General features: G+C 73.3%; 21 protein-coding genes and 1 pseudogene. 8 read left to right on the forward strand and 14 right to left on the reverse strand.

The genetic code is table 11. The features are described 5' to 3' along the window. Positions 1-306: 306 nt before the first annotated feature. Entirely contained in the window at positions 307-2574 is a 2268-nt protein-coding gene (locus AB0E02_RS10155; protein WP_362137539.1) for an FUSC family protein, read from the forward strand. 21 nt (positions 2575-2595) lie between these two features. Here AB0E02_RS10155 and AB0E02_RS10160 read toward each other — a convergent pair whose 3' ends face one another. Together AB0E02_RS10160 and AB0E02_RS10165 are read right to left on the reverse strand one after the other, a co-directional pair. Then, positions 2596-3384 carry an MBL fold metallo-hydrolase gene (locus AB0E02_RS10160; RefSeq protein ID WP_362137540.1) on the reverse strand — a complete coding sequence of 263 codons (789 nt, stop codon included), beginning with the start codon at positions 3382-3384 and terminating at the stop codon, positions 2596-2598. 101 nt (positions 3385-3485) lie between these two features. Then, positions 3486-4418, reverse strand: a complete 933-nt coding sequence (locus AB0E02_RS10165) for a PhzF family phenazine biosynthesis isomerase (protein WP_362137541.1) — start codon at positions 4416-4418, stop codon at positions 3486-3488. Positions 4419-4502: 84 nt separating this feature from the next. Between AB0E02_RS10165 and AB0E02_RS10170 the strand changes: the two genes are divergently transcribed. Both AB0E02_RS10170 and AB0E02_RS10175 read left to right on the forward strand, forming a co-directional pair. Then, entirely contained in the window at positions 4503-5411 is a 909-nt protein-coding gene (locus tag AB0E02_RS10170; RefSeq protein WP_362137542.1) for a LysR family transcriptional regulator, read from the forward strand. 342 nt (positions 5412-5753) lie between these two features. Then, complete coding sequence (locus AB0E02_RS10175) at positions 5754-6407, forward strand: CAP domain-containing protein (protein ID WP_362137543.1); 654 nt, start codon at positions 5754-5756, stop codon at positions 6405-6407. Between the two features lie 86 nt (positions 6408-6493). Here AB0E02_RS10175 and AB0E02_RS10180 read toward each other — a convergent pair whose 3' ends face one another. The 4 genes from AB0E02_RS10180 to AB0E02_RS10195 form a co-directional block, all read right to left on the reverse strand. Further along, complete coding sequence (locus AB0E02_RS10180) at positions 6494-7726, reverse strand: cytochrome P450 (RefSeq protein WP_362137545.1); 1233 nt, start codon at positions 7724-7726, stop codon at positions 6494-6496. 45 nt (positions 7727-7771) lie between these two features. Then, entirely contained in the window at positions 7772-9142 is a 1371-nt protein-coding gene (locus AB0E02_RS10185) for an FAD-dependent oxidoreductase (protein ID WP_030411827.1), read from the reverse strand. Then, entirely contained in the window at positions 9132-9341 is a 210-nt protein-coding gene (locus AB0E02_RS10190) for a ferredoxin (protein ID WP_201801089.1), read from the reverse strand. Before AB0E02_RS10190 ends, AB0E02_RS10185 begins: the two co-directional genes overlap by 11 nt. A gap of 179 nt (positions 9342-9520) precedes the next feature. After that, a complete protein-coding gene (locus tag AB0E02_RS10195) occupies positions 9521-11293 on the reverse strand; it encodes an FAD-dependent monooxygenase (protein ID WP_362137547.1) in 1773 nt (590 codons plus the stop codon). A gap of 180 nt (positions 11294-11473) precedes the next feature. Here AB0E02_RS10195 and AB0E02_RS10200 point away from each other — a divergent pair, with 180 nt between their 5' ends. Genes AB0E02_RS10200 through AB0E02_RS10210 form a run of 3 tightly spaced genes read left to right on the forward strand, consistent with a single transcriptional unit; the run spans position 11474 to position 12940 of the window. Then, positions 11474-12187 (forward strand): TetR/AcrR family transcriptional regulator C-terminal domain-containing protein, encoded by a 714-nt coding sequence (locus AB0E02_RS10200; protein ID WP_362137548.1) that lies wholly within the window; start codon positions 11474-11476, stop codon positions 12185-12187. Positions 12188-12218: 31 nt separating this feature from the next. Then, the gene (locus AB0E02_RS10205) at positions 12219-12716 is read left to right on the forward strand and encodes a DUF2975 domain-containing protein (protein ID WP_362137549.1); all 498 of its coding nucleotides are present in this window, start codon (positions 12219-12221) and stop codon (positions 12714-12716) included. Beyond that, on the forward strand, positions 12716-12940 hold the full coding sequence (locus AB0E02_RS10210) for a helix-turn-helix transcriptional regulator (protein WP_362137550.1): 225 nt from the start codon (positions 12716-12718) through the stop codon (positions 12938-12940). Before AB0E02_RS10205 ends, AB0E02_RS10210 begins: the two co-directional genes overlap by 1 nt. 42 nt (positions 12941-12982) lie before the next feature. On the opposite strand, the gene AB0E02_RS10215 is transcribed toward AB0E02_RS10210, so the two are convergent. The 6 genes from AB0E02_RS10215 to AB0E02_RS10240 form a co-directional block, all read right to left on the reverse strand. After that, a complete protein-coding gene (locus AB0E02_RS10215) occupies positions 12983-13885 on the reverse strand; it encodes an aminoglycoside phosphotransferase family protein (RefSeq protein WP_362137551.1) in 903 nt (300 codons plus the stop codon). Positions 13886-13979: 94 nt separating this feature from the next. Beyond that, complete coding sequence (locus tag AB0E02_RS10220; RefSeq protein ID WP_362137552.1) at positions 13980-15212, reverse strand: FAD-dependent oxidoreductase; 1233 nt, start codon at positions 15210-15212, stop codon at positions 13980-13982. A 170-nt stretch (positions 15213-15382) separates the two neighbouring features. Then, entirely contained in the window at positions 15383-15958 is a 576-nt protein-coding gene (locus AB0E02_RS10225; RefSeq protein WP_362137553.1) for a hypothetical protein, read from the reverse strand. A gap of 171 nt (positions 15959-16129) precedes the next feature. After that, a complete protein-coding gene (locus tag AB0E02_RS10230) occupies positions 16130-16756 on the reverse strand; it encodes an alpha-ketoglutarate-dependent dioxygenase AlkB (protein WP_362137554.1) in 627 nt (208 codons plus the stop codon). A 72-nt stretch (positions 16757-16828) separates the two neighbouring features. Then, on the reverse strand, positions 16829-17227 hold the full coding sequence (locus AB0E02_RS10235) for a DUF4345 domain-containing protein (RefSeq protein WP_362137555.1): 399 nt from the start codon (positions 17225-17227) through the stop codon (positions 16829-16831). Positions 17228-17260: 33 nt separating this feature from the next. Then, positions 17261-18655 carry a tetratricopeptide repeat protein gene (locus tag AB0E02_RS10240; protein WP_362137556.1) on the reverse strand — a complete coding sequence of 465 codons (1395 nt, stop codon included), beginning with the start codon at positions 18653-18655 and terminating at the stop codon, positions 17261-17263. 238 nt (positions 18656-18893) lie between these two features. On the opposite strand from AB0E02_RS10240, the gene AB0E02_RS10245 reads away from it, so the two are divergent. After that, positions 18894-19694 carry an alpha/beta hydrolase gene (locus AB0E02_RS10245; protein WP_362137558.1) on the forward strand — a complete coding sequence of 267 codons (801 nt, stop codon included), beginning with the start codon at positions 18894-18896 and terminating at the stop codon, positions 19692-19694. On the opposite strand, the gene AB0E02_RS10250 is transcribed toward AB0E02_RS10245, so the two are convergent. Then, positions 19651-21138, reverse strand: coding sequence for a PLP-dependent aminotransferase family protein (locus tag AB0E02_RS10250; RefSeq protein ID WP_362137559.1), 1488 nt, complete (start codon positions 21136-21138; stop codon positions 19651-19653). The genes AB0E02_RS10245 and AB0E02_RS10250 overlap by 44 nt on opposite strands. Before the next feature lie 153 nt (positions 21139-21291). On the opposite strand from AB0E02_RS10250, the pseudogene AB0E02_RS10255 reads away from it, so the two are divergent. Beyond that, a pseudogene (locus tag AB0E02_RS10255) lies at positions 21292-21954 on the forward strand (hypothetical protein); the annotation flags it as partial. Positions 21955-21982: 28 nt separating this feature from the next. On the opposite strand, the gene AB0E02_RS10260 reads toward AB0E02_RS10255, so the two are convergent. Further along, positions 21983-22720, reverse strand: coding sequence for a ribonuclease H (locus tag AB0E02_RS10260; RefSeq protein WP_362137560.1), 738 nt, complete (start codon positions 22718-22720; stop codon positions 21983-21985). Between the last annotated feature and the right edge of the window lie 595 nt (positions 22721-23315).

Raw genomic sequence — 23315 nt, forward strand, 5'->3', positions numbered from 1 at the left:
CTTACCTGGACCGGAAGTTCCGATCGACTGGTGAAGAGTTTTGCGAGTGCGCGGTCTTCTGGGTATTGAATCTTTGGGCAGTTGAACGGGTGGGCAATGCCCTTCGGGACAATGTCTTGCCGCGGGAATTCACCCGGCCTCGGGCGGCATTCGGCGCCGTACCGTAATAACCCGCCGGACAGGGCAATTCGCCCGTTTCTTCGTCTTCCGGATCGGGCGCGCCGACCGGCCGCGGCCCCGGAAAGCCGCCATGGGATGCTGAGTCGTCCCTGCTCAGGACGAGAATCGGGAGTGTAGGGCGGCGTGATGTCAGCGATACGACGGGCTGTGACCGGTACCTGGGACCGCTTCGCGGCCTCCGATCCCGGACTGCTGCGGTTGATGGCGGGGCTGCGGACGGTGGGGGCGATCCTGGTCACGCTCGTCGTCCTGGCGCTGCTCCACACCGGCGTCACCCTGATGGTCGCGGGCGCGATGACGGCGATGGTCGCGACCTTCGCCATCCGGGAGAAGGAGGTCCGCGGCCAGGCGATCACGCTGGCGCTGGGCCTGCCCGTCGCGCTCGCCGCGATGACCCTCGGAGCGCTGCTGCACGCCGACGTCATCGCCGGCGACCTGGCCTTCCTGGCGCTGATCTTCGGTGCCGTGTACTCCCGCCGGTTCGGTGACCGCGGCACGGCGCTCGGACTGATCGGGTTCCAGGTCTACTTCGTGTCGCTGTTCGTGCGGGCCACCGTGCCGGCACTGCCCCAGGTGGCGCTGACCCTGGCCGTCGCCTTCGCGTGCAGCGCGGTCGTACGGTTCACCGTCGTCCCGGAGACCCCGCAGCGCACCCTCGGCCGGTTGCGCGCCGCCTTCCGGGCGCGACTGGCGCAGTTGGTGGCCACGCACCTCGCCCTCATGGACGCGGAGCCCGGGCAGTTGGACGACGTCCTCGACGATCTGCGCCGGGACACCGCGCGGCTGCACGAGGCGGCGCTGATGATCCAGGGCCGCCTGGAGGAGGGCACCCCCAACGAGACCACGGCCGGGCTGCTTCAGCGCCGGGTCGCGGACGCCGAGATCGCCGCCGAACGGCTCGGGATGCTGCTGCTCAACGCCCGCAGCGCGGAACGCGCGGACACCCTCACCCTGCACCTCCCGCACGCCGCACTGCCCACCACCACGAGCGTGCTGGAGACCGGTGGCGATGTGCACACCCGGCTGCGCCGGGATCTGGAGGCGCTGAACCTGCTGGTGGCGCGGCGGGCGCCGGACGACCGCGGTACGGCGCTGGCGCACGTACGCAACCGGTTGCTCGGCTACCGCGACGAGGACAAGCTGCCGCCGGCCTCGCCGGCCGTCCAGGACGCCTTCCGCGGTATCGGTGAGGCCGCGCGCGCCGTGCTGGGTCTGCGGCTGGCGCTGGACGGGCCGCAGGACGAGTCCGACGACTCGCCGGCCACCACGCGATCCCGGGAGGAGTTCGACGCCGAGGACCTCGCGATCGTGGCCGGGACGGGCGAGGCCGGCGACGAGCCCGAGGACGACCGCACCGGGCTGCAGCGGCCCACCACCCGGGCGGCCTGCCAGGTCGCGGTGGGCTCGGCGCTGGCCATCGTCGGCGGGGAGTTCCTGTCCAGCCAGCGCTGGTACTGGGCGGTGCTCACCTGCTGGGTGGTCTTCCTCAACACCTCGTCGACGGGCGAGATCCTGGTGAAGGGCTACCGCCGGCTGGTGGGCACGGTGTTCGGGGTGGTCGCCGGTGTCGCGCTGGCCGGCCTGGTCGGCAACCACACCTGGACCGCGTTCGCCCTGGTGCTGGTGTGCGTCTTCGGCATGTTCTTCACCGCGCCGCTGTCGTACGCGCTGATGTCGTTCTTCGTCACGGCGATGCTCGGTCTGCTCTACACCCTCCTCGACACCTACAGCCTGTCCGTGCTGGTGCTGCGCATCGAGGAGACGGCGCTGGGCGCGGCCTGCGGGATCATCGCCGCGATGCTGGTGCTGCCGGTGCACACCGACCGGCGGACGGACGAGCACCTGGACACAGTGCTGGTGCGGCTGCGGGAGGTGGTGGCCGCGGCGGTCGAGCAGCTGAGCGGCGGGCCCGCCGTCGACCTGCTGGGACTGGCCCGTGATCTGGACACGGCGCTGGACGAACTGCGGGCCTCCACCCGGCCGTTGACGCATCCGATCACGCCGCTGCGGGTGCGGCGGCAGACCGCGCAGTATCTGGTGGCGCTGCTGGAGACCTGCGCCTATCACGCCCGGTCGCTGGCGGCGACGGCCGAACTCGTGCCGTACAGCAGGACGATCGCGGCCGATCCGCGGCTCTCGCTCGCCGGGAAGCGCATCGCGCGGAACCTGGACCTGATCGCCGCGCGGGTGCGGGACGAGCCGGCCGAGGGCGAGGTGGAGGCCGGGGCCAGCATCGCGGCGATGCTGGAGGCGAGCGCTTCCCCGGCGCTGCGGTCGGGGACCGTCACCTTCCGCGTGCTGCGGCATCTGCAGCGGCTGGACGAGAACGTGGTGGGCATCGCCCGGCCGCTGGACGTGCCGGTGGCCGGCCGGAACGCCGGCCCGCGGGCCTGACGCGCCGGCCGGTCCGGGCGGTCACAGATCGATCTGCTCCCCCGGCTTCGGCAGCCGCAGCCGGTCCTCGATGCCAGCCTTCCGAAAGGCGTCGACCAGCGTGTCGCCGCCCTGGGTGAAGTGGCCCCAGTGCTCGAAGTGCAGGGGTACGACCTGGCGGGCGCCGAGGATGCCGGCGGCCTCGGCGGCCCGGTCGCTGGGGAGGGTGAGGTACGCGTCGCCGAGCAGCGGGGTCTGTGCCCCGCCGGCGAACAGCAGCGCCACGTCGAACGGCCCGAACCGCTCGGCGATCGACCGCACCACGTCGAGTGAGGCGTTGTCGCCGCTGACGTACACCGTCGGCAGGCCAGGGCCGGACAGCACGAAGCCGGTGACCTCGCCGACCAGGTGCTCGGTGCCGTCGGGGCCGTGCTGAGCGGGGACTCCGGTGACGGTGAGGGTGCCGCCGTCCGGGCGGGGCAGGGCGATCCGTTCGCCGTCGGCCAACGCCCGGACCGGCCCGCCGAGCCGTTCGCGCGCGGCGGCGGTGGACAGCACCAGCGGTGCCTTCGCGGTGTACGCCCGGCCGGTGCGGTCGAGGTTGTCCGGGTGGTGGTCGTGGGAGAGCAGCACCGCGTCGACCGGGCCGATCTCCTCCGGGGTGAGCGCGGCGCCCGCCGTCTTGACCAACTTCCGCTCGCCTATGGGGTGGTCACCGGGCGGGTCGAAGGTGGGGTCGGTCAGCAGCCGCACCCCGGCGATCTCCAGGAGTGCCGTGGGACCGCCCACATACCGGACGGTGACTCCACCGGACGACGGGGATGCGCTCATGACTGCCTCTCGCTTGCAGGGCCGCCGCGGGGCGACGGTGCGGACGGCGGGAGGCCGTCCGCATGATCCGTAACGCCGGTGTGCCCAGGCGCATTCCGGCCCTAGTCCGTGAGCGGAACGGCCGCGCCGGTCACCCTGATCCGCGCGTCGTCGGGGTCGATGTCGACGTACAGGTCGCTGGGCCGGCCCATGTCCTCGCCCTGGCGGAGGTGGGCCCGCACCGGCTCGGTGACCAGGCCGAGCGTGCGCAGATAGCCGCCGAAGGCCGCGGCGGCGGCGCCGGTCGCCGGGTCTTCGACGACGCCGCCGACCGGGAAGGGGTCCCGGGCGTGGAAGTCGAGGCGGTCCGGCGCCTGGCGCTGCACGAGGTGCACGGTGGTCCAGCCGTGCTCCCGCATGAGGTCGTGCAGGGCGTCGAAGTCGTAGTCGAGGGCCGCCAGCCGCTCCCGGCTGCGGACGGCCAGGACGAGGTGGTCGTTGCCGGCGAAGGCGATGTGCGGCGGGAGGTGCGGGTCCAGGTCGTCCCGGCTCCAGTCCAGCGCGCCGAGGACGGTGTCGACGAGGGCGTCGCCGGCCGGGCGGGAGTGCGCGGGCACGCTGGTGAGGGTGGCGCGCAGGGAGCCGTCCTGGACGGTGGTGGACACCCGGATCTCCCCCGCCGGGGTGTCGAAGACCAGCTCTCCGGTGCCGGCCCGGGAGGCGAGGGCGACCGCGGTGGCGATGGTGGCGTGGCCGCAGAAGGCGACCTCGGCGAGGGGGCTGAAGTAGCGCAGCCGGTAGCGGCGGGCGGCGGTGTCGTGTGCGGTGACGAAGGCGGTTTCGGAGTAGCCGACCTCGGCGGCGATCGCCAGCATCCGGGTGTCGTCGAGGGTTTCGGCGTCGAGCACCACACCGGCCGGGTTGCCGCCCGCGGGGTCGGTGGTGAAGGCGGAGTAGCGCAGCACCTCGACGTCCGTGTCCGCGGGTGCGGCGGGGTGGGTGAGGGAGTCACGGGAGTCAAGGGAGTCGAGGGAGGGCGTCGTGTGGTTCGTCATGGGTTCACCGTGTCACCGCCACAGTCATCGCGTCCAACGATAAATCTTGCTGGACTCCATCGGGCTTCGCGATAGCGTGGAGGGATGGAGACCCGGCTTCTGGAATCGTTCGTGGCGCTCGCGCGAGCGGGCAGCTTCACCGCCGCGGCCCGCGCCCTGCATCTTGCGCAGTCCACGGTCACCGTCCAGATCCGCACGCTGGAGAAGGAGTTGGGGACGCCGCTGTTCGACCGGCTGCCGTCGGGGACGGTCCCGACCGCCGCCGGGCTGCGGCTGCTGGCGGAGGCCGAGGCGGTGCTCGACGCGGTGGCCAGGCTGCGGGCGACGGCCTCGTCCTGGCACGGGGACGCGGCGGACGGGAGCGTGGCGGGCCAGGTCACGATCGGGGCGGCGGACTCGCTGTGCGCCTCGCGGCTGCCGTCGGTGATCGCCGCCCTGCGGCGCGCCCATCCCGGTCTGGAGGTCCATCTGAACGCGGTCGGTACGGCGGCGGCGATGGACGGGCTGCGCGGTGGCCGGCTCGATCTGGCCCTGGTGCTGGAGCCGGAGGTGGCCGAGAGCGATCTCCTGGCCCACCGGATCGCCGAGCTGCCGTTGGCGTACGTCGCGGCGCCCGACCATCCGCTCGCCGGGCGGACCGCCGGCTGGGAGGAGCTGGCCCGGGAGAGCTTCTTCGTCCACGAGGAGGGCTGCTCGTACAGCGACCGGCTGGTCCGTGCCCTGCGGGGCGTACCGGGAACTCGTCCCGGAATCACCCGGTTCGGCAGCATCGATGCCGCCCGCTCGTGCGTGGCGGCGGGCCTGGGGCTGACCCTGCTGCCGCAACTGACGGTCGAGGGGCAGCTGGCGGACGGCCGACTGGCCGTCGTGCACGGGCCCGAGGCCCCGCCCGTGCCCGTGCAGCTCGTCCGGCACCGCAGGCGGTGGGTCTCGCCGGGCGCCCGGGCGGTCACCGAGGAACTGACCGCCGCCTTCGCCGACACCTCCCTGTGACATCTGCCATAACCTCCACCGGCCGCCACTAAGCCGCCTAGTAGGAATCCCTTCCGCCGACATAAGGGATTTGTCCACCTTGAGGCGGTGATTCCCCGTGGATGCGCGGACGGTATGCGACCGGTCGGCCTTTTGTCCCCACGGGACGAGCATGAGGGCAATTCTGACGGGGCGACAGACATTCCCGGGAATTGCCGGTACCGGGCAGCACACCTCACCGCCGACGACAAGGGCCGGCACGTGCTACTAAACGGATTAGTAGATACCCCCTCCTGCCTTTCCTTGCCTTATGTGGCGGGGCTTTCCAAAAATGACGACCCCCATCACCGAGTGAGGTCATCGATGACGAAGCACCGCCGGACGAGGCATTACCGGAAGATAGCCATCGGCGCCCTGGCCGTCAGCGCGCTCGCCGTGCCGACCGCCGCCATGGCATGCCTGAACGGACCGGCCGAAGGCCATTGGGGCCACGGGAAATGGCACGGGCACGCCCACCACCACTGGGGACACCACTCGGGAAGCGCCGGATCGCACACCGAGCCGAGCGCGGGAACCACGGCGAAGCCCGCCGCGTCCACGAGCGCGGCACCGAGCGCGGCACCGAGCAGCGCGCCGGCGTCGAGCGCGGCGGCCAGCATCCTCAAGCTGGTCAACAGCGAGCGCAGCAAGGCCGGTTGTTCCCCGCTGAAGCTCAATGCGAAGCTGACGAAGGCCGCGCAGGACCACAGCAAGGACATGGCCGCGCACCGCAACATGTCCCACACCGGTTCCGACGGATCGGACCCCGGCCAGCGGATCACCCGCGCCGGATACAACTGGAGCGCGTACGGCGAGAATGTCGCCTACGGATATTCCTCGCCGGAGAGCGTGATGAAGGGCTGGATGAACAGCCCCGGCCACAAGCGCAATATCCTCGACTGCTCCTTCAAGGAGCTCGGTGTCGGTCTCGCCCAGCCCGGGGACTACTGGACGCAGGACTTCGGCACGGCCGGCTGAGGCAATTGCGGAACGGCCGGATGACGGCCGGCTGAATTCCTCCGTTCCCGCCCCGTCGCGTTCTTCCGCCGTGTTCCGCGCGGCCCTCAGCCACCCGCCCGGTCGTGGTCGATCAGCAGGTGCCGGGGGCCGCGCAGGACGGGGCTGCGGCGGTACGGGGGCGGGTCCTCGACGAGCCGGGGGCCGGCGAGGTGCTGGACGAGGGCGGTGAGCGCGGCCTGCGTCTCCAGCCGGGCCAGCGGGGCGCCGAAGCAGCTGTGGACGCCGCCGCCGAAGCCGAGGTGCTGGTTGTCCTCGCGGCCCGGGTCGAACCGGTCCGGTTCGGCGAACCGCCGCGGGTCGCGGCTGCCGGACGCGAGCACGAGGATCAGCGGGGCGCCGCGCGGGACGGTGACGCCGTTGATCTCGATGTCGGCGAGCGGGGTGCGCTGCGGCAGCATCTGCACCGGGGGCTCGTAGCGCAGGAGTTCCTCGACCGCCCGGGGCATCAGCGCCGGTTCGTCGCGGAGGCGTTCGAGCGCCTCGGGGTGGCGCAGCAGGGTGAGCATGCCGTTGGTGATCAGGTTGACGGTCGTCTCGTGGCCGGCGATCAGCAGCAGCACGGCGGTCGTCATGATTTCGATCTGGTTGAACCCGCCGTGGTCGGGTCCCGGGTCGGTGGCGAACGCGGAGAGCATGTCGTCGCCGGGGTTGCCGCGGCGGGATTCGGCGAGTTCGCCGAGGTAGAGGCCCATCGCCCGCCGGGCGTCGGCGACCGCGCCCTGCCGTTCGGCGGGGTCCGCGCCCGGGGAGGGGTCGAGCCCGGACACGATCGTGTCCGACCAGCCGCGGAACTTCGGCTCGTCCTCGGTCGGTACGCCCAGGAGGCGGCAGATCACGGTGACCGGCAGCGGGTAGGCGAACTCGTCGACGAGGTCGATGCGGTCCTTGGTCCGGAGCTCGACGAGCAGTTCCTGGACGATGCGGGTGATCTCGCCGTGCAGGGCGTCGATCCGGCCGGGGTTGTGGGGCGGCCCGAAGGAGCGCATGGCGAGGCTGCGCAGCCGGTGGTGTTCGGGGTCGTCCAGGCCGATGAAGGACGGCGGGATGCCCTGCTCCGCGTCGCCCGGATCGTCGGGGTCGGTGCGGTTGCGGCGGTCGGAACTGATCCGCGGATCGTGCAGCAGGGCGTTGATCTCGTGGTACGTCCCGACCAGGTAGCTGCCGTTCTGCTGCCGGGCCACACCGTGCTCGCGCAGTTCGGCGTAGAGCGGGTACGGGTCGGGCCGGCTGGCGTAGTCCGTGATCCGCTCGAAGAGCGTCTCGGGGTCCGCGGCCATGGGCGGGGCTCCTCACGCGGTGGGGGACGGTGGTCGGTCCGTGTCTCAGCGGCCCGGTTGGACCAGGGTCAGGCGACGGTCGGGCAGGTGACCGGTGAGGGCGACGGTCGGGCCGTGCGAGAGCACCTTGGGGTCCGGGACGTCGGAGGGGACCGGGGCCGGGGACTCGCCCTGGTCGGCGGCGCCCGGCGCGGGCGGGAAGGGTGCCGCGGTCTCGATCAGGCGCTGGTAGTACTCCAGCGATTTGGCCTGGTTGACGCTCACCGCCGCGGTGACCCGCCCCCGGTAGCCGTAGACGGCGACCAGCCGGAGCTCTTTGAGGGAGCCCTGGGCGATGACGACCTGGTCGGAGAAGGTGGGGACGCCGACGGATTTGATGTTCAGGCCGAACTGGCTGGACCAGAAGGCCGGTACGGTCAGGTGCGGGCGTCGGCGCGGCCCGGGGTTGACCATGTTGTGGGCGGCCACCTCTGCCTGGGCGACCGCGTTGCCCCAGTGCTCCAGGGACAGCAGCTGGTACTCGAAGAGCGGGTGCGGGAACCGCGCCACGTCGCCGGCCGCGAAGACGTCGTCGGTGACGATCCCGTACATGTCGAACGCCCGGCAGCCCGCGTCGCAGGTGACCCCGCGCGGGCCGGCGGCGATGCCGGATTCGGCCACCCACTCGGTGTTGCGGACCGCGCCCAGGGCGACCACGGCGACGTCGGCGTCGATCCGCGTCCCGTCGGAGAATTGGGCGCCGATGAGCCGCCCGGCGCGGTCGCCCTCCAGGGCGGTGACCGTCACGCCGCAGCGCAGGTCGACGCCGTGCGCACGCTGCAGTTTGGCGGCGAGGGCGCCCAGGGTGCCGCCGAGCGCACCGACGAGCGGCGCCGGTCCGCGTTCGGCGACGGTCACCGCGAGGCCCCGCTCGATGCAGCCGGACGCGATCTCCGAGCCGGTGAAGCCGGCGCCGATGACCAGGACGCGGCGCGGCCCGGCGTCCAGCCGTGCGGCGAGCCCGGCCGCGTCCCCGCTCGTGCGGAGGGTGAACACGCCCTCCAGGGCGGCCTGTTCCGGGTTGGGCCAGGGGCGGGCCCGGGTTCCGGTGGCGATCAGCAGCCGGTCGTAGGGCTCCTCCGTGCCGTCGGCGAGCAGCACGCGCTTGCCCAGCGGGTCGAGCCCGGTGGCCCGTACGCCGAGCCGCCAGTGCGCGTCCACCGGGCGGCGCCGCGGCAGCCCGGTGTCGGCCGCGGAGACCCGTCCGAGCAGCACCTGCTTGGACAGCGGTGGCCGGTCGTACGGCGGCTGGGCCTCGTCGCCGATCAGGGTCAGCGAGCCGGCGAAGCCCTCGTCGCGCAGCGTCTCGGCGGCCCGCAGACCGGCGAGCGAGGCGCCGACGATGACGATCCGGCCGTCGCGCGGGTCACCGTTCACCGGTACCGGCCTCCTCTCCCACGAGGATGGCCTGCACCGGGCAGGCGGCGGCGGCGCGCAGCACGCGTTCCTGCTGCCCGTCCGGGACGACCGGGCGGTACAGCAGGGCCTCCTCGCCGTGCATCGTGAACACCTCGGGGGCGAGGAAGGCGCACTGTGCATAGCCCTGACAGCGATTGAGGTCCACGACGACGTTCATCGGTCCGCTGCCACTCCTCTCACCCTCAGGGCCCGGCACGTCCGCGGGGTACGCGTGGTGTGCGGCGCATGCGTGCGGTGAGCGGCATGCGCACCGGGCGTCGGCTCGTCGTCCCTGTCTATCGCGGGCCGGGGCGCGGGGCAGGTGGGGAGGGGCCGTTGGAGGGGCGGGCGGCCCCGCTACCGCGCACGGCCGCCGGACGCCGGCCCGCCGTCCCGGGCGAGCAGCCGGGTGAGGGCTCCGGCGAGGACCTCGGCCGGATCGTCGGGCAGGGTGGCCGCTCGCCACCCGACGAACTGATCGGGCCGCACCAGGAGCGCGCCGTCCCCGGCGAGTCCGGCGATGCCCGGCCAGTACCCTGCCGGGTCGGTCACCGCGGCGCCGGGTCCGATCGGGTGCGCCGCGAGGTCGATGCCGAGCCGGTCCGCCACCTCCCGGGCCGCGGCCACCCAGGCGTCGCCACCGGGGCCGGTGAGCAGGGTGAAACGGGACCGCACCAGGTCGAGCGTGGAGAGCCGGCGTCCGTCCCCGTCGAGCCAGAGGTGCGGGAGGCGGGAGCCGGGGGTGCCGTCCAGGCTGCGTGCGAGGTCGTCCTGGTCGGGGAGTTCGGGCTGCGGGTCGAGCACGGCGCCGGAGCTGTAGCGGTATCCGAGGTGCACCACCATCGGGTCGAGCACGCCGGCCGCGCGCCGTGCGGCGGCCGTCCGCGGGCTGCGGTCCCAGTGCAGCCGGGGGTCGGCCAGCCGCAACCGGGACTGCTCCAGGGTGCGGGCGGCGACCGGGCGGCGTTCGGCTTCGTAGCTGTCGAGGAGGGCGGGCCCGGCGTGGCCGGCGAGCACGGCGGACAGCTTCCAGGCGAGGTTGTGGGCGTCGGCGATCCCGGTGTTGAGGCCGAACGCCCCGACGGGCGGCACGGTGTGGGCCGCATCGCCGAGCAGGAAGACCCGCCCGTCGCGGAAGCGGTCGGCCAGCTGGGCGCGGGGGCGCCACGGCAGGGTGCTGAGCACCTCGACGTCGAGGCCGGGCGCGCCGACGGCGGTACGGATCAGCGCCCGGCAGTGGGCGGGGGTGAACGCGTCGAGCGGCGGGGCCGTGCCGGCGGCGCGCGGGCCCGCTGCGTCCCGGTTCGGTGCGTGCGTGCCCGGCTCGTCCGGGCCCGGGTCGTACGGCGTGTGGAAGATCCACTCCTCGGCGCCGTCGACGGTCAGCAGCATGCCGGGGGCTTCGGGGCACATGATGTCGCAGGAGACGAAGGACCGGCCCTTGGTGTAGGGACGGAGGTCGGCGCGGAAGAGGATGTTCACCATCGGCGTGCCGATGCCGCCCGGGCCGGAGGTGCCGATGCCGAGCGCGGCCCGCACCTGGCTGCGGGCGCCGTCGGCGGCCAGGAGGTATTCCGCGCGGACGACCTGGCGGCCGCCCTGGCCGTCGGGCCGGGGCGGGGTCTGCACGATCGCGGTGACACCGTCCGCGTCCTGCTCGAAGGAGAGCAGCCGGGTCGCGTGGTGCACCAGCGCGCCGCGGTCGCGGGCGGCCGGCAGCAGGACGGCGTCGAGGCGGTTCTGCGGGCAGGTGCCGCGCAGCGCGGCCGGGGTGAACCGGCCCTTCCCGTCGGGGTCGGCCGCGGGCAGCGCGGTGGCGGACGGCGCCGGCTCGGGCAGCTCGGCCGCGGCCAGCGTGGTGGTGGAGATCTTGCCGAGGTTTCCGGCGGACATGTCGATCGCCACCGCGTCGACCGCCTCCGCGATTCCCGTCTCCCGGAGGAATTCCACGGTCCGGGGGCCGATGCCGGTGGCGCGCGGGTGGCGGGACGGCCGGTCCTCGCTCTCGACGACGAGGCACGGGACGCCGTGGTGGGCCAGGAACAGCGCGGCGGACAGGCCGACCGTGCCGCCGCCGGCGATCAGGACCGGGATGTGGACGGGCATCGGACGTGCAGGGTTTTCGGGCATGACAACTCCCCCGTTTCGGCTGCCGGGCAGGCGATGGAGACCACGGCGCCCGAATGAGGACGCCGTAGCCATAACGGAAACACCGTAGCCATTGCGCTACGCTGTTCGCAACGGGCGCAGCTGAACGGGGAGTTCGGCGTCCGGACCGACCCGGCACCACCCACTACGAGGAGGACTGCGATGGCCGACGCGGCGAAGGAGCCCGCGCCACCCCTGGTCTGGACGAAGGACCGGCGCACCCCACGACGCCAGGCCCCGAGCGTGGCGGAGATCGTGCGGACGGCACTCGCGATCGCGGACGCCGAAGGACTGACCGCGCTGTCCATGCGCCGGGTGGCCACCGAACTCCGGTCCGGTACCGCCTCGCTCTACCGCTATGTCGCCGGCCGGGACGAGCTGCTCGACCTGATGATCGACGAGGTGCACGGCACGGAGGCGCCGCCCGCGCTGACCGGCGAATGGCGCACCGACCTCGCGAACGTGGCCCGGCAGGTGCGGACCACCCTGCTGCGCCACCCGTGGCTGGCCGCCGAGCTCACCGGCCGCCCGGCACTCGGCGCCAACTCACTGCGCCAGCACGACGTCGCGCTCACCGCGGCCGGCACGCTCACCCCGGACATCACCCTGGCCACCCGCGTCGTCGACACCGTGCTGGCGTACGTCTTCGGTGCGGTCGCCCAGGAACTCGCCGAGATCCAGGCCCGGCAGCGGACCGGCCTGACCGAGGAGCAGTGGCAGGCCAGCGTGGGCCCGTACATCCGCGAGGTCGTCGAGAGCGGTGCGTACCCGCAGTTCGCCCGCCGGGTGATCGAGGCGGCGGAGACCGGTCCGGACGACCAGTTCGAGTTCGGCCTGCGGTGCATCCTCGACGGGGTCGGGGCCCTCATCGATTGACTTCCGACCGAAACCTATCGACAATCGATAGATGCATCGCTTCTTCATCCTCGCGCTCCGGGCCGGTGTCGTCGCGGCGATCCTGGTCGGCCTCTTCGGCCAGATCGTGGTCATCCCGACGACGGCGGCCGATGAGGTCGACCGCTTCCCGCCGTACGCCCCGTTCGCCACGCCGTATGTGACGGTCGCCATCGTCGGCGTCGCCTGCGTGCAGGCCGCGCTCGTCGCGGTGTGGAGGCTGCTCACCATGGTCCGGCGCGACGCGCTCTTCAGCCCGCCGGCCTTCCGCTGGGTCGACCTCATCATCGGGGCGTCGGTCGTGGCGACGCTGCTGGCGCTCGGGGTCACCGGGCATCTGGCACTGGCCGACATCCCGTCGCCCGACGACGGCATGGCGGTCCTCGGCGCCCTGGCCGCCGCGCTCGCGGGCGTCGGCGTGGGGGCGGCGTTCGCCATGCTCGTGGTGATCCTGCGCGGCCTTCTGCGCAAGGCGACGGATCTGCGGGCCGAGATGGCCGAGGTGGTCTGATGCCGATCGTCGTCGACCTCGATGTGCAGCTCGCCCGGCACCACATGTCGGTCGGCGAGTTCGCCGCTGCCGTCGGCATCACGCCCGCCAACGTCGCCGTGTTGAAGAACGGACGCGCGAAGGCGGTGCGGTTCACCACGCTCGAAGCGATCTGCCGCACGCTCCGGTGCCAGCCGGGCGATGTGCTGCGCTGGGTGCCCGACGACGGCGCGGACGAGGGCTGAGGGGCCTCGGCCCGCTGCCGGGGCGGCCGCCGCTCCCGGAAATCAGCCCTCGGCCAGCACCGCCCGGATCACCTGACGGGCGTTGTGCGCCATCGTCGGGTTCGTCCGCCGGTAGTACGGCAGCGCGATCAGTGCCTGCGAGAGCGTCCGGGCCCGGCCGCGGGTCCAGGTCGCGTCGTCCACGTCCAGCGCCGCGCGGAAGACCTTCCGGGCGTCGGCCGGCAGCAGGTTCCACGCCGGGAACAGGTCGCAGGCCGGATCGCCCACCCCCAGGCAGCCGAAGTCGATCACCGAGGTCAGCCGGCCGCCGGCCACCAGCAGATTGCCCGGCATCAGATCGGCGTGCAGCCAGACCGGCGGCCCGTCCCAGCCGGGGGCCCGCAGCGCGTCCGCCCACACGGCGGCCACCGCATCGCCGTCCACGGCCTCTTCCGGGATGCCGCGCAGTTCCTCGATGGCCGCCCGGGTCGCCGCGTCGAGCGAGGCGAGCGGCCCGCCGCGGTGGGCCGCCGGCGCCCCGTCGAGGGTGAGGCTCCGCATCGCCGTCACGAACCCGGCAAGGTCCTCGGCCAGCAGCACGGGCTCGCTCAGCGCGCCCGCCTCGGGGTTCTCCCCCGCCAGCCACCGGTACACCGACCACGGCCAGGGATACCCCTCGGCGGGCTCCCCGGCCGCGAGCACCTCGGGGATGACCGTGGGGAGCCGCGGCGCGAGGCGGGGCAGCCACTCCTGCTCCAACGAGATGTCCGGTGCCCCGCCCGGCACCAGCGGCAGCCGTACGACCATGTCGTCGCCCAGCCGGTACATGGCGTTCACCGTGCCGCCGGACGGAACCCGCTGCACCGCCAGCCCGGCCCAGTGCGGGAACTGCCCGGCGATCAGCCGCCGTACGAGGTCGTCGTCGAGGGGGTGCAGGCCGGGATGCATCGGCTCGGTGCTGCTCATGGGGCGTCATCCGACCGCCGGACGGTGGCGGGCGTCAAACGCTTTTCGGGGCCGGCGCACCGGCCGGCGCGGCGCACCGGGCCAGCGCACCGCGTCAGCGCACCGAGGCGGCCGGTGGGCGTTCGCGCAGGGCGCCGTAGGCGAGGAAGTACGCCGGCACGCGGTTCAACCACCGGGAACGGGTGAGCAGTTCGGCCATCCGCTCGGCGCGCCGCGGGTGGCCGAACGGCGGCCGGCCGGTCAGCACCGGCTCGATGACCCGGGCGTGCGCCACCCGTTGCAGCCCCTGGGTGAGCACCGTCGTCGGCCACCGGCGGCGCTGGACACCGCGCACGTCCCGCAGGCCCACCGCCCCGGCGCGCAGCGGTTCGACGAGGTACCGGGCGGCGGCCACCGCGTCCTCGACCGCGAGGTTGATGCCGATGCCGAAGACCGGCGACATCGCGTGCGCGGCGTCCCCGATGCACAGCAGACCGGGCCGGTGCCAGCGCCGCAGCCGGTCGATGCGTACGTCGAGAAGCTTGACCTCGTCCCAGGACCGCACGGCGTGCGCCCGGTCGGCGAGCCAGGGGACGGCGGCGGTGAACTGGGCCATGAACGCGTCGAGGCCGGCGGCGCGGCGCTCGGCGTCGGTGCCCTTGGGGATCAGTCCGGCGCACTGCCAGTAGTCACCGCGGTCGATCATGGCGGTGAGGAAGCGGTCGCCGACGCCACCCACGAGCCCGTGCGGATCGCCGTCCCGCCGCGGCAGCCGGAACCACCAGGCGTCCATCGGGCAGGCGAACTCCTCACGGCCCAGCTCAGGCAGCGTCCGGGCCAGCGAGCCGCGGCCGTCGCAGGCCACCGTGAGGGTGGCGCGCAGTTCCCCGGTCCGCCCGTCGGACGTCCGGTACCGCACGCCGCTCACCCGGCCGCGTTCCATGAGGAACGACGTCGCCTCGGTGCTCATACGGACGGCGAACGACGGCTCCTGCCGGGCCTCGTCCGCCAGGAGGTCGAGGAGGTCCCACTGCGGCACCATCGCGATGTAGTTGAACGGGGCCGGCAGCGCCCCGATGTCCCCGACGGTGACCAGCGAACGGCCCGGCCCGAGCGGCAGTTGAACGCTCGTCACCCGCCGTTGCGGCAGGGCCGCGAACCGCCGGCCCAGGCCGAGGTCGTCCAGCAGCGCCAGCGTCGAGGGGTGCACGGTGTCGCCGCGGAAGTCGCGCAGGAAGTCGCCGTGCTTCTCCAGGACGGTGACCTGCACGCCGGCCCGGGCCAGCAGCAGGCCGAGGACCATTCCGGCGGGACCGCCGCCGATCACACAGCACGTGGTCCGTTCCATCGCCACCGCTCCTTCCGCGGGATTCCCGGGTCCGCCACCTCCGCACCGGCATGCGCACGGGCATCGGCACAGGCATATATGCCCGTACGCCCCGGTAGCCAGACCCGGGGCCGGGCGGCCCCGGGTCTGCTGCGGCGGAAGTGGCTCACGGTCTCACCGGCGGAGGCGGCTCACCAGGTGTGGGCGACGTCCACGATCAGCTGGTTGCCGGACTGCTGCACCCGGAACGGCAGCTTGGCCCGCACGCCGAGGCCGATCTGCGTCTGTCCCTCGAAGCTCGCCCCGAAGCGGGTGTCCTTGAAGGTCCGGTATCCGCTGATGTTCACGCCCGGCAGCGGCTTGCCGGCCGTCCCGGCGTAGGTCTGCTTGCCGGTCGCCGGGTCGTAGCTCGGGGCGGAGACGTAGACCTGCAGGATGGCACCGCCCTGGACCGGTATCTGCTCGCCGGAGCCGTCCTGGTGGAAGGCGTCGACATAGCCGACGTGGTAGCCGATCTTGCCGGTGGCGCCGCCGAGGTCGAAGACCATGCGGTCGTAGCAGGTGTTCCGGCTGGTGGTGATGTTCTTCAGCGGCTGGGCGTTCGCCTCGGTCGCCGTCTTGTCGAGGCTCCCCCAGTGCGTCGTGCAGGCGGTGACCGTGCCGTGCCTGCCCACCGGGCCGGTCGCGGCGCCGGCCATTCCGGCCGTCCCGAGCACCCCGGCGCCCGTCAGGACGACCACCGTGGCCGCTGTCGCCAACCGTCGCATTTCTGCCCCCAAAGGAAGGTGATGGATGAAGTCCGCGCAGTAGGACCGACGGGACGGCACGGACGTTGCCCGAGTGACGCATTCCGGTCAGCGCCTGACGGAAGTTGTCGTGAAAAAGGGGTTACCGGCCGAGGTGGGACGATGTCGCCGGCCATCGGACGGACCGGCCGGTCAGCGCACGCCGTGCGGCCGGAACTGGATGCTGATCCGCGGCCCGACCGCCCGGGTGCTCTTGGGTATCGCGTGCTCCCACGTCCGCTGGCAGGAGCCGCCCATGACGATCAGATCGCCGTGCCCGAGCGGCCGCCGTACGGTGCTGCCGCCGCGGCGCGGCCGGAGCAGCAGATCGCGTGGCGCGCCCACGGAGAGGATGGCGACCATGGTGTCCGCCCGGCTGCCGCGGCCGGTGCGATCGCCGTGCCAGGCCACGCTGTCCCGGCCGTCGCGGTAGTAGCAGAGCCCGGCCGTGGTGAACGGTTCGCGCAGTTCGTCGGCGTAGTGGGCGGAGAGCGCCTCCCTGGCCTCGGTGAGGACGGGGTGCGGCAGCGGGTCGTCGGCCTGGTAGAAGGCGAGCAGCCGCGGGACGTCCACGACCTGGTCGTACATCTGCCGGCGCTCGGCCTGCCAGGGAACGTCGGCGACGAGCCGTACGAACAGCGCGTCCGCCCCGCTCAGCCAGCCGGGCAGCAGATCGATCCAGGCCCCGTCACCGAGCTCGGTCCGGCGGATGCCGTGCAGCGGTCCGAGCCGGATCTCGTCGGTCTGGTCGAAGAGCGAGCCTTGGAGTTGCGTGCCCATGCCTCCAGCGTACCGAGAGATTCGAAAGTGTGTTCTGTCGCGCGGTGTGCAGGGTGCCGCGCGTGGTGCCGCTCAGCGCTCCGCGGTTGCCGCAGGGGTCCGCTCGTCCGCGTCCGCCAGCCAGAAGTACACCGGCGGCAGGACGAGCTCCAGGACGGTCAGCGGGACCTGGAACCACTGCGGCGGACCGTGCACCGCCAGGGAGAGCAGTCGGCCGATCCCGCCGAGCAGGAAGATCCCGGCGAGTGCGCGCACCGCCTTCGCCGGGACCGGTGACTGCCGGGCCGCCCAGATCCAGGCCAGGCCGTACCCGAGGAAGACCGCGTTGTAGAACCGCTCCCGGCTGTCCACGGTCGCCCCGGCCGAGCCCTCGCCCGGTACCGAGGCGATGCCGAGCACGAGGTGGAAGGCCCCGATCGCCACACAGGCGATCCCCATGGCCCACACCAGCCACCTGAGCACTCTGTCCATGGCTGTTGCCCCCTTCGTTTCGTTCCGTGCGGTTCAGACCGTGGCCTGCGCGGTGGCGCGCCGGCGGGCCGCGGTGGCCCCGGCGCGGTCGCCGAGCAGCTCGGCGAGACGGGCCTTGGCGGACCAGTTGTACGGGCAGACCGGGCGCAGGTTGCTGCGTTCGCTGAGCAGGGTGCGCGCCAGGTCCGTACGGCCCGCGCGCAGGGCGGCCTCGACGAGGGTGCGCTGGAGGGCGTCCCGCTGGGCGTGGCTGCCGCCGAAGTCGTTGAGGCGGTGGCGGACCGGCAGCAGGTGCTCGACGGCCGCGGCGTGGTCCTGCCGGCCGTAGGCGATCAGCGCCCGGCAGACCGGCAGGCCGATCTCCGCGGTCATCCACCGGTTGGAGACCGCGGGGGCCGAAGTCACCCAGTTCTCCCGGTCCTTGACGAGCCGCTCCGCCCGGTCGATGCGGTCGGCGCCGACGTAGGCCATGACGGCATGGGCGTCGTTGAAGGCGTAGTGCGGACCGTCCGCGCGGCGCTCCCAGGCATCGGCGAGCCGGGCCCAGCGGGTGCCATGGTCGTCGCCCGCCAGATGGATCCGCCACAACAGGGCCGCGGCGTCCAGCAGTTGCATCGCCGCGCCCGGGGACCCGTCGTGGTGCAGGGCCGCGTCGTAGATCTCCAGTACCCGGGCCGTGTTGCCGGTCTCCAGGGTGAAGAGTGCGTAGTGCCACCAGTTGTGGACGGTCAGGAGGGTGTCGCCGGACCAGTTGCCGGTGCGGTCGTCCAGGAAGCGGATGCCGTCGGTGAAGCGTCCGCGCATCTCGTAGGTGTGCGCGACACCGTGGATGCCCCAGACGTCGTTCGGGTGCTGCGCGAGGGCGGCCAGGCCGGTCTCCTCCGCGCGTGCGTAGTGGCCGGACTCCTCCAGGCCGAAGGCGTACATGCCGAGCAGCGGGCCGTGGTGCGGATCGTGTTCGTCCCAGGCGTCCAGGGCCCCGCCGACCCGGTCGCGCAGGCGCTGGGCGTCGCCGGTGAGGAAGTCGTGCTGGTGCCCGGCGACGAGGGCGAGCACGTCGCGGGGGAAGGCCACGGTGAGCTCGCCGAGGATGCGGCCGGCGCCGTGCATATCGCCGTCCAGCCAGGTCGTCGCGGCGGCGAGGTGCATCCGCTCACGGGGCGTCAGTTTCTTCTCGTCCAGGCCGGTGAGGAAGCCGTGGAAGGCGGTGCGGGCCTCGGCCGCGTCCTTCTCCTCGGTGCCGAGCACCCCCAGATACGCGGCGAGGGCCCGGCCCATGACCGACCGCGGCGAGTCGGCGAGCACGGACCGGGCCGAGTCCACCACCCGCGGCCGGAAGAAGAGCAGGTCGTCCAGCGCCTGTTCGTAGTGGACGAGGGCTGCGGAACTGGTGTCGCTCATCACGTGCCCGTGGCGGTCCGTGCTCATGGGGGCTCCTGGTGCCGGGAACATCGTCACTGATGACCATCGTCCCCGGCACGGACCGGCTTCAGCGGGCCGTTCCGCGGTAACTGGCCGAATCGGCGCAGCCGGGGCGACGGGGGCCCTTCCGGGACCGGTGCGGGACACGACCGGGACAATGACCTTGCGCACGGGCGTGCGGGGCATCCCGTACCCGCCGTGTGGAGCGACGTGGGCAAGAGAAACGCTGCGAGGGGAGCAGGTTGTGCACAGTGCCGTGGTGACGCCCGGGGGCGACCGGATGCGGTGGGTGGAGCTGCCGGGGGCCGAGCCCTGCCGGGTGTATGTGCACGGGCTGGGCGCCGCGTCGCTCCCGTACTTCACCGAGGTGGCGGTGCACCCCCAGCTGGCCGGCCGCCGCTCCCTGCTCGTCGATCTGCTCGGGCACGGCATCAGCGACCGCCCCACGGACTTCGACTACACCCTGGAAGCGCACGCCGATGCCCTGGCCGCCGCCCTGGAGGCGGCCGGGGTCGCCGGTGCCGAGCTGATCGCGCACAGCATGGGCGGTTCGGTGGCCATCGTGCTGGCCGCCCGGCATCCGCGGCTGGTGTCCCGCCTGGTGCTCGTCGACGCCAACCTCGATCCGCTCACGGCGGCGCCCGGAACAGGCGGCAGCCGGGGCATCGCCGCGTACTCCGAGGAGGAGTTCCTCTCCCGCGGCTGGGCGGAGGTCGGCGAGCGGGCCGGGCCGCACTGGTGGTCCACCATGCGGCTGGCCGGCCGGGAGGCGCTGCATCGCAGTGCCACCCACCTCGTCCGCGGCACGTCGCCGACCATGCGGGAGCTCCTGCTGAAGCTCGCGGTCCCGCGCACCTACCTGCTGCCGGAGGCCGACGGTCCGCTCCCCGGCGCCGACGACCTCGTCCGGGCGGGGGTGCAGGTCGTGGCCGTCCCGGACTGCGGGCACAACATCATGCTCGACAATCCGACGGGCTTCGTGAGGGCCACCGCGGCGGCCCTCACGCCACCCAATGGGGCCGACGGTCGGCGGACCGGAGCGTGAGGTCGTCGGCGAGGGCGGTGGCCATGCGCCGCACCGCCTCGCGCAGGGTGTCCTCCGGCATGGTGTAGGGAATGCGCAGGCGCTGTTCGAAGATGCCCGGGTCGGTGGCGAAGTAGGCACCGCTCTCGATCCGTACGCCGTGCTCCAGCGCCCGTTCCGCCAGCGCCGAGGCGACCGGCTCGCCCAGGTCGACCCAGAGCGACAGCCCGCCGGGCGGCAGCCACCAGGTCCACTGCGGGAGGTGCTCGGCCAGCGCCGCGGCGAGGGCGGCGCGTTGCCGGCGCAGCTGGTCCAGGCGGGGCGGCAGCAGGTCCTCGGCCTGTGCCAGCAGGGTGAGGGCCAGCAGCTGGTCCACGACGGAGCCGCCCATGTCGGTGGCGACGCGCTGGCCGGCGAGTTCGGTGACCAGCCGGGCGGGCGCCCGCAGCCAGCCGATGCGCAGACCGCCCCAGTGGGTCTTGCTCATCGAGCCGATGGTGATGACCTGCCCGGTCCCCCCGGCAGCGGCGTGCGCGGCGAACGGCGGCGGGGCGGGGACGTCGAGGGCGAGGTCGGACAGGGTCTCGTCGACGACCAGCCAGGTGCCGGACCGTCCGGCCGCGCGCAGGGTGCGGACGCGTTCCTGCTCGGGCATGAGAAGGCCGGTCGGATTGTGGAAGTCCGGTATCAGATAAGCGAGTTGAGGCACGACCTGGCGCAGGGTGGACTCGACGATCTCGATGTCCCAGCCCTCGTCGGTCACCGGGACCGACACGGTACGGAGCTGGGCGCGGCGCAGGGCGTCGAGGGCGTTCGGGTAGGACGGGTTCTCCACCATGACCCGGTCGCCGGGGCGGCAGAGCAGTCCGATGACGAGGGTCAGGGCGTGCTGGGCGCCGGAGGTCACCAGGATCTGTTCGGGGAGGGTGGGCAGGCCGCGCCGGGTGAAGCGCTCGGCGACGGCGGCGCGCAGGTCCGGCAGGCCGTAGGGGTGGTAGCCGGGGGTGGGAGCGTGCTCGGCCAGCTGCGGGGCGACCCGGGTGAGGGCGTCGACGAGCGTCCGTTCCGGCAGGCCGGGGGCGGCTCTGGCCAGGTCGATCGCGGTGTCCTGCGGGCCGATGAGCCGTGAAACGCCGCGCGGGGTGCGGCCCTCGGGCAGGTCGGTCCAGGTGCCGGAGCCCTGTCGGCTGTGCGCGTAACCGCTCTCGCGCAGCAGGTCGTACACGGCGGTGATGGTGCTCCGGCTCGTGCCGAGGGCGACGGCCAGTTCCCGTTCGGCGGGGAGCTTGGTGTGCAGGGCGAGGCGGCCGTCGAGGATCAATGTGCCGACGGCCTGGGCGAGATGACGGTAGGCGGGCCGGGTGCCCGCCGGGTCGGGCAGCAACGCGGCGAGCTGCCGGGCCCCCACCGTCCGGCCCGGGCGGGGCGCCCGGTCCGCGGGCCGGGACGAAGCTGCGTCCACCACACCATTCTCCTGAAATTGGCCGTGTCAACCGGGCCAATCACTGTACAGAGTGGCCGCATTGGCCTGGAGAGCGGGCCTGGCAGGCACATAGGACGACGGATGTGACGCGTACGGGGAGACAGCCGTACGGCACGGCAGGAGGCAAGCACGCCCATGCGGCACGACATCAGCACCACGGACCCGGAGCGACGCCCTCGGGAGGCCACGGTTCCCGCCCCTCCCCCGCTCAGCCACCTCCCGCTCGCCGAGCGCCCGTTGCGGCGGCTGCCGCAACTGTTCGCCGGCCTCGCCCTCTACGGGGGCAGCCTCGCGCTCATGGTGCGGGCCGGGCTCGGTCTCAGTCCCTGGAGCGTGCTGAACGAGGGGCTGGCCCGGCGCACCGGCCTGAGCTTCGGCACCCTCACCGGTCTCGTGGGGGTGCTCGTGCTGCTCCTGTGGATCCCCTTGCGGCAGCGGCCCACGTTCGGCACCTTCGCCAACATCGTGGTCCTGGCGGGCTCGTCCGACCTCGGGCTCCGGCTCCTCCCCCAGCACCTCGGGCTCCCCGCCCGGATCGGCCTGCTCGCCGGCGGCGTTCTCCTCAACGCGTTCGCCATCGCCGTCTACGTCGGCGCGCGGTGCGGCCCGGGCCCCCGGGACGGGCTGATGACCGGCGCGTCCGCCGCCACCGGGCGTTCGCTGCGGCTGGTCCGGACGCTGATCGAGATCGGTGTGCTGGTCGTGGGCCGGCTGCTCGGCGGCAGCGTCGGTGCCGGCACCGTGCTGTACGCGCTCGCGGTCGGCCCGACGACGCAGTTCTTCCTGCCCCGGTTCGCCTACCGGAGTCCTGCCGAGGGAGGCCGGGTCAGTCCGCGGTCGCTCCGACCCCGTCGCGGCAGTCCGGGTGTCCCCAGCCGTCCGGGTTCTTCGCGATGGGTTCGCCGGCCGCGTACGAGCGCCCGCAGCGGCAGCGGCCCGGGAACTTGGCGTTGAGCGTGCGACCGGCGTTCCCGGACGTGCGGCGGCGCGGCGCGGAGGCCGTTTTCGCGGTGGGCCCGGTGGTGGCGCGGCGGCGGGTGCCGGCCGGCCGGGCGGGGTCCGGCGCGGCCGGTGGTTCCGGCGATCCGAGGGCGCTGCCGGCGGCTTCCTGGACGGTCGCGGCCTGGCTGGCGGCGCGGTCGGCGAAGTCGTTGAGCCGGTCGCCGTCCACCTGGTGCGCGGGCACATAGCGGAATTCCACCGTGCGGCCGGCGAGCAGTTCGTCGATGCGGACGACGAGTTCCTGGTTGGCGACGGGCTTGCCGGAGGCCGTCTTCCAGCCCTTGCGCTTCCAGCCGGGCAGCCAGGTGGTGACGGCCTTCATCGCGTACTGGGAGTCCATCCGGATCTCCATCGGCACGGCCGGGTCGGTGGCCGAGAGCAGGCGTTCCAGCGCCGTGAGCTCCGCGACGTTGTTGGTGGCGGTGCCCAGCGGACCGGCCTCCCAGCGGACCACGGCCTCGCCGGCATCGGCGAGGACCCAGGCCCAGCCCGCGGGCCCGGGGTTTCCTTTGGAGGCGCCGTCACAGGCGGCAATCACGCGTTCAGCCATGCCCGCGATCATGCCAGGCCAGGGGCCGCGGGGCGAAGTCGCGCAGGGTGCGGTGATCGCTACGCGACGGGCGGCGCCGGGCGCGGTGCGGGGGCCGCTCCTAGGTGGGGAACCGGGGGCCGCGCACCGTAACGGGAGAAGCGCCACGTACGGGAGCGCTGCCGACGGTGAGCGTCAACCACGGCAGCGACGGCCCGATCTCGGCCGCCTGGACGCTGCTCGGCGCGCCCGCGGTGGAGCGCGGGTACCGCGCCCTGCTGTTCGACGGGCCCGGCCGGCAGTCCCTGCTCGTTCGAGCACCGTATCGCCGCCGCGGTCGCCGATCCCGGGGTCGTCGAGGTGGTGGCGAGCTGGTGGCCGCATCTGGGCCGGCGCGTCGGCACGCCTCCACGACGCCCTGCCGGGCCCCAAGGAACTGATCCGCTGCACGGCGGCCGAAGGCGCCCACCTGCCCTGCGAACCGGGGGGCCGCGCCCGCTTCGAGCAGCGCTTCTTCGACTGGCTCGACGCGCAGCTGGGCCTCGATCCCGGGGCCGCGCCGACGGGGCGGGCGCGCGCCCTTGAAAAGGAAAGGAAAATTTCCTGAGCCTCTAGGCAGGGGCTGCCG

The organism is Streptomyces sp. NPDC048196 (genome assembly GCF_040652715.1).
Taxonomy (GTDB): domain Bacteria; phylum Actinomycetota; class Actinomycetes; order Streptomycetales; family Streptomycetaceae; genus Streptomyces; species Streptomyces siderophoricus.

Excerpts from the sequence above, each read along its gene's own strand:
- AB0E02_RS10155 (WP_362137539.1), top strand. The coding sequence starts at position 307 with ATGTCAGCGATACGACGGGCTGTGACCGGTACCTGGGACCGCTTCGCG.
- AB0E02_RS10160 (WP_362137540.1), bottom strand. The coding sequence starts at position 3,384 with ATGAGCGCATCCCCGTCGTCCGGTGGAGTCACCGTCCGGTATGTGGGC.
- AB0E02_RS10165 (WP_362137541.1), bottom strand. The coding sequence starts at position 4,418 with ATGACGAACCACACGACGCCCTCCCTCGACTCCCTTGACTCCCGTGAC.
- AB0E02_RS10170 (WP_362137542.1), top strand. The coding sequence starts at position 4,503 with ATGGAGACCCGGCTTCTGGAATCGTTCGTGGCGCTCGCGCGAGCGGGC.
- AB0E02_RS10175 (WP_362137543.1), top strand. The coding sequence starts at position 5,754 with ATGACGAAGCACCGCCGGACGAGGCATTACCGGAAGATAGCCATCGGC.
- AB0E02_RS10180 (WP_362137545.1), bottom strand. The coding sequence starts at position 7,726 with ATGGCCGCGGACCCCGAGACGCTCTTCGAGCGGATCACGGACTACGCC.
- AB0E02_RS10190 (WP_201801089.1), bottom strand. The coding sequence starts at position 9,341 with ATGAACGTCGTCGTGGACCTCAATCGCTGTCAGGGCTATGCACAGTGC.
- AB0E02_RS10195 (WP_362137547.1), bottom strand. The coding sequence starts at position 11,293 with ATGCCCGAAAACCCTGCACGTCCGATGCCCGTCCACATCCCGGTCCTG.
- AB0E02_RS10200 (WP_362137548.1), top strand. The coding sequence starts at position 11,474 with ATGGCCGACGCGGCGAAGGAGCCCGCGCCACCCCTGGTCTGGACGAAG.
- AB0E02_RS10205 (WP_362137549.1), top strand. The coding sequence starts at position 12,219 with ATGCATCGCTTCTTCATCCTCGCGCTCCGGGCCGGTGTCGTCGCGGCG.
- AB0E02_RS10210 (WP_362137550.1), top strand. The coding sequence starts at position 12,716 with ATGCCGATCGTCGTCGACCTCGATGTGCAGCTCGCCCGGCACCACATG.
- AB0E02_RS10215 (WP_362137551.1), bottom strand. The coding sequence starts at position 13,885 with ATGAGCAGCACCGAGCCGATGCATCCCGGCCTGCACCCCCTCGACGAC.
- AB0E02_RS10220 (WP_362137552.1), bottom strand. The coding sequence starts at position 15,212 with ATGGAACGGACCACGTGCTGTGTGATCGGCGGCGGTCCCGCCGGAATG.
- AB0E02_RS10225 (WP_362137553.1), bottom strand. The coding sequence starts at position 15,958 with ATGCGACGGTTGGCGACAGCGGCCACGGTGGTCGTCCTGACGGGCGCC.
- AB0E02_RS10230 (WP_362137554.1), bottom strand. The coding sequence starts at position 16,756 with ATGGGCACGCAACTCCAAGGCTCGCTCTTCGACCAGACCGACGAGATC.
- AB0E02_RS10235 (WP_362137555.1), bottom strand. The coding sequence starts at position 17,227 with ATGGACAGAGTGCTCAGGTGGCTGGTGTGGGCCATGGGGATCGCCTGT.
- AB0E02_RS10240 (WP_362137556.1), bottom strand. The coding sequence starts at position 18,655 with ATGAGCACGGACCGCCACGGGCACGTGATGAGCGACACCAGTTCCGCA.
- AB0E02_RS10260 (WP_362137560.1), bottom strand. The coding sequence starts at position 22,720 with ATGATCGCGGGCATGGCTGAACGCGTGATTGCCGCCTGTGACGGCGCC.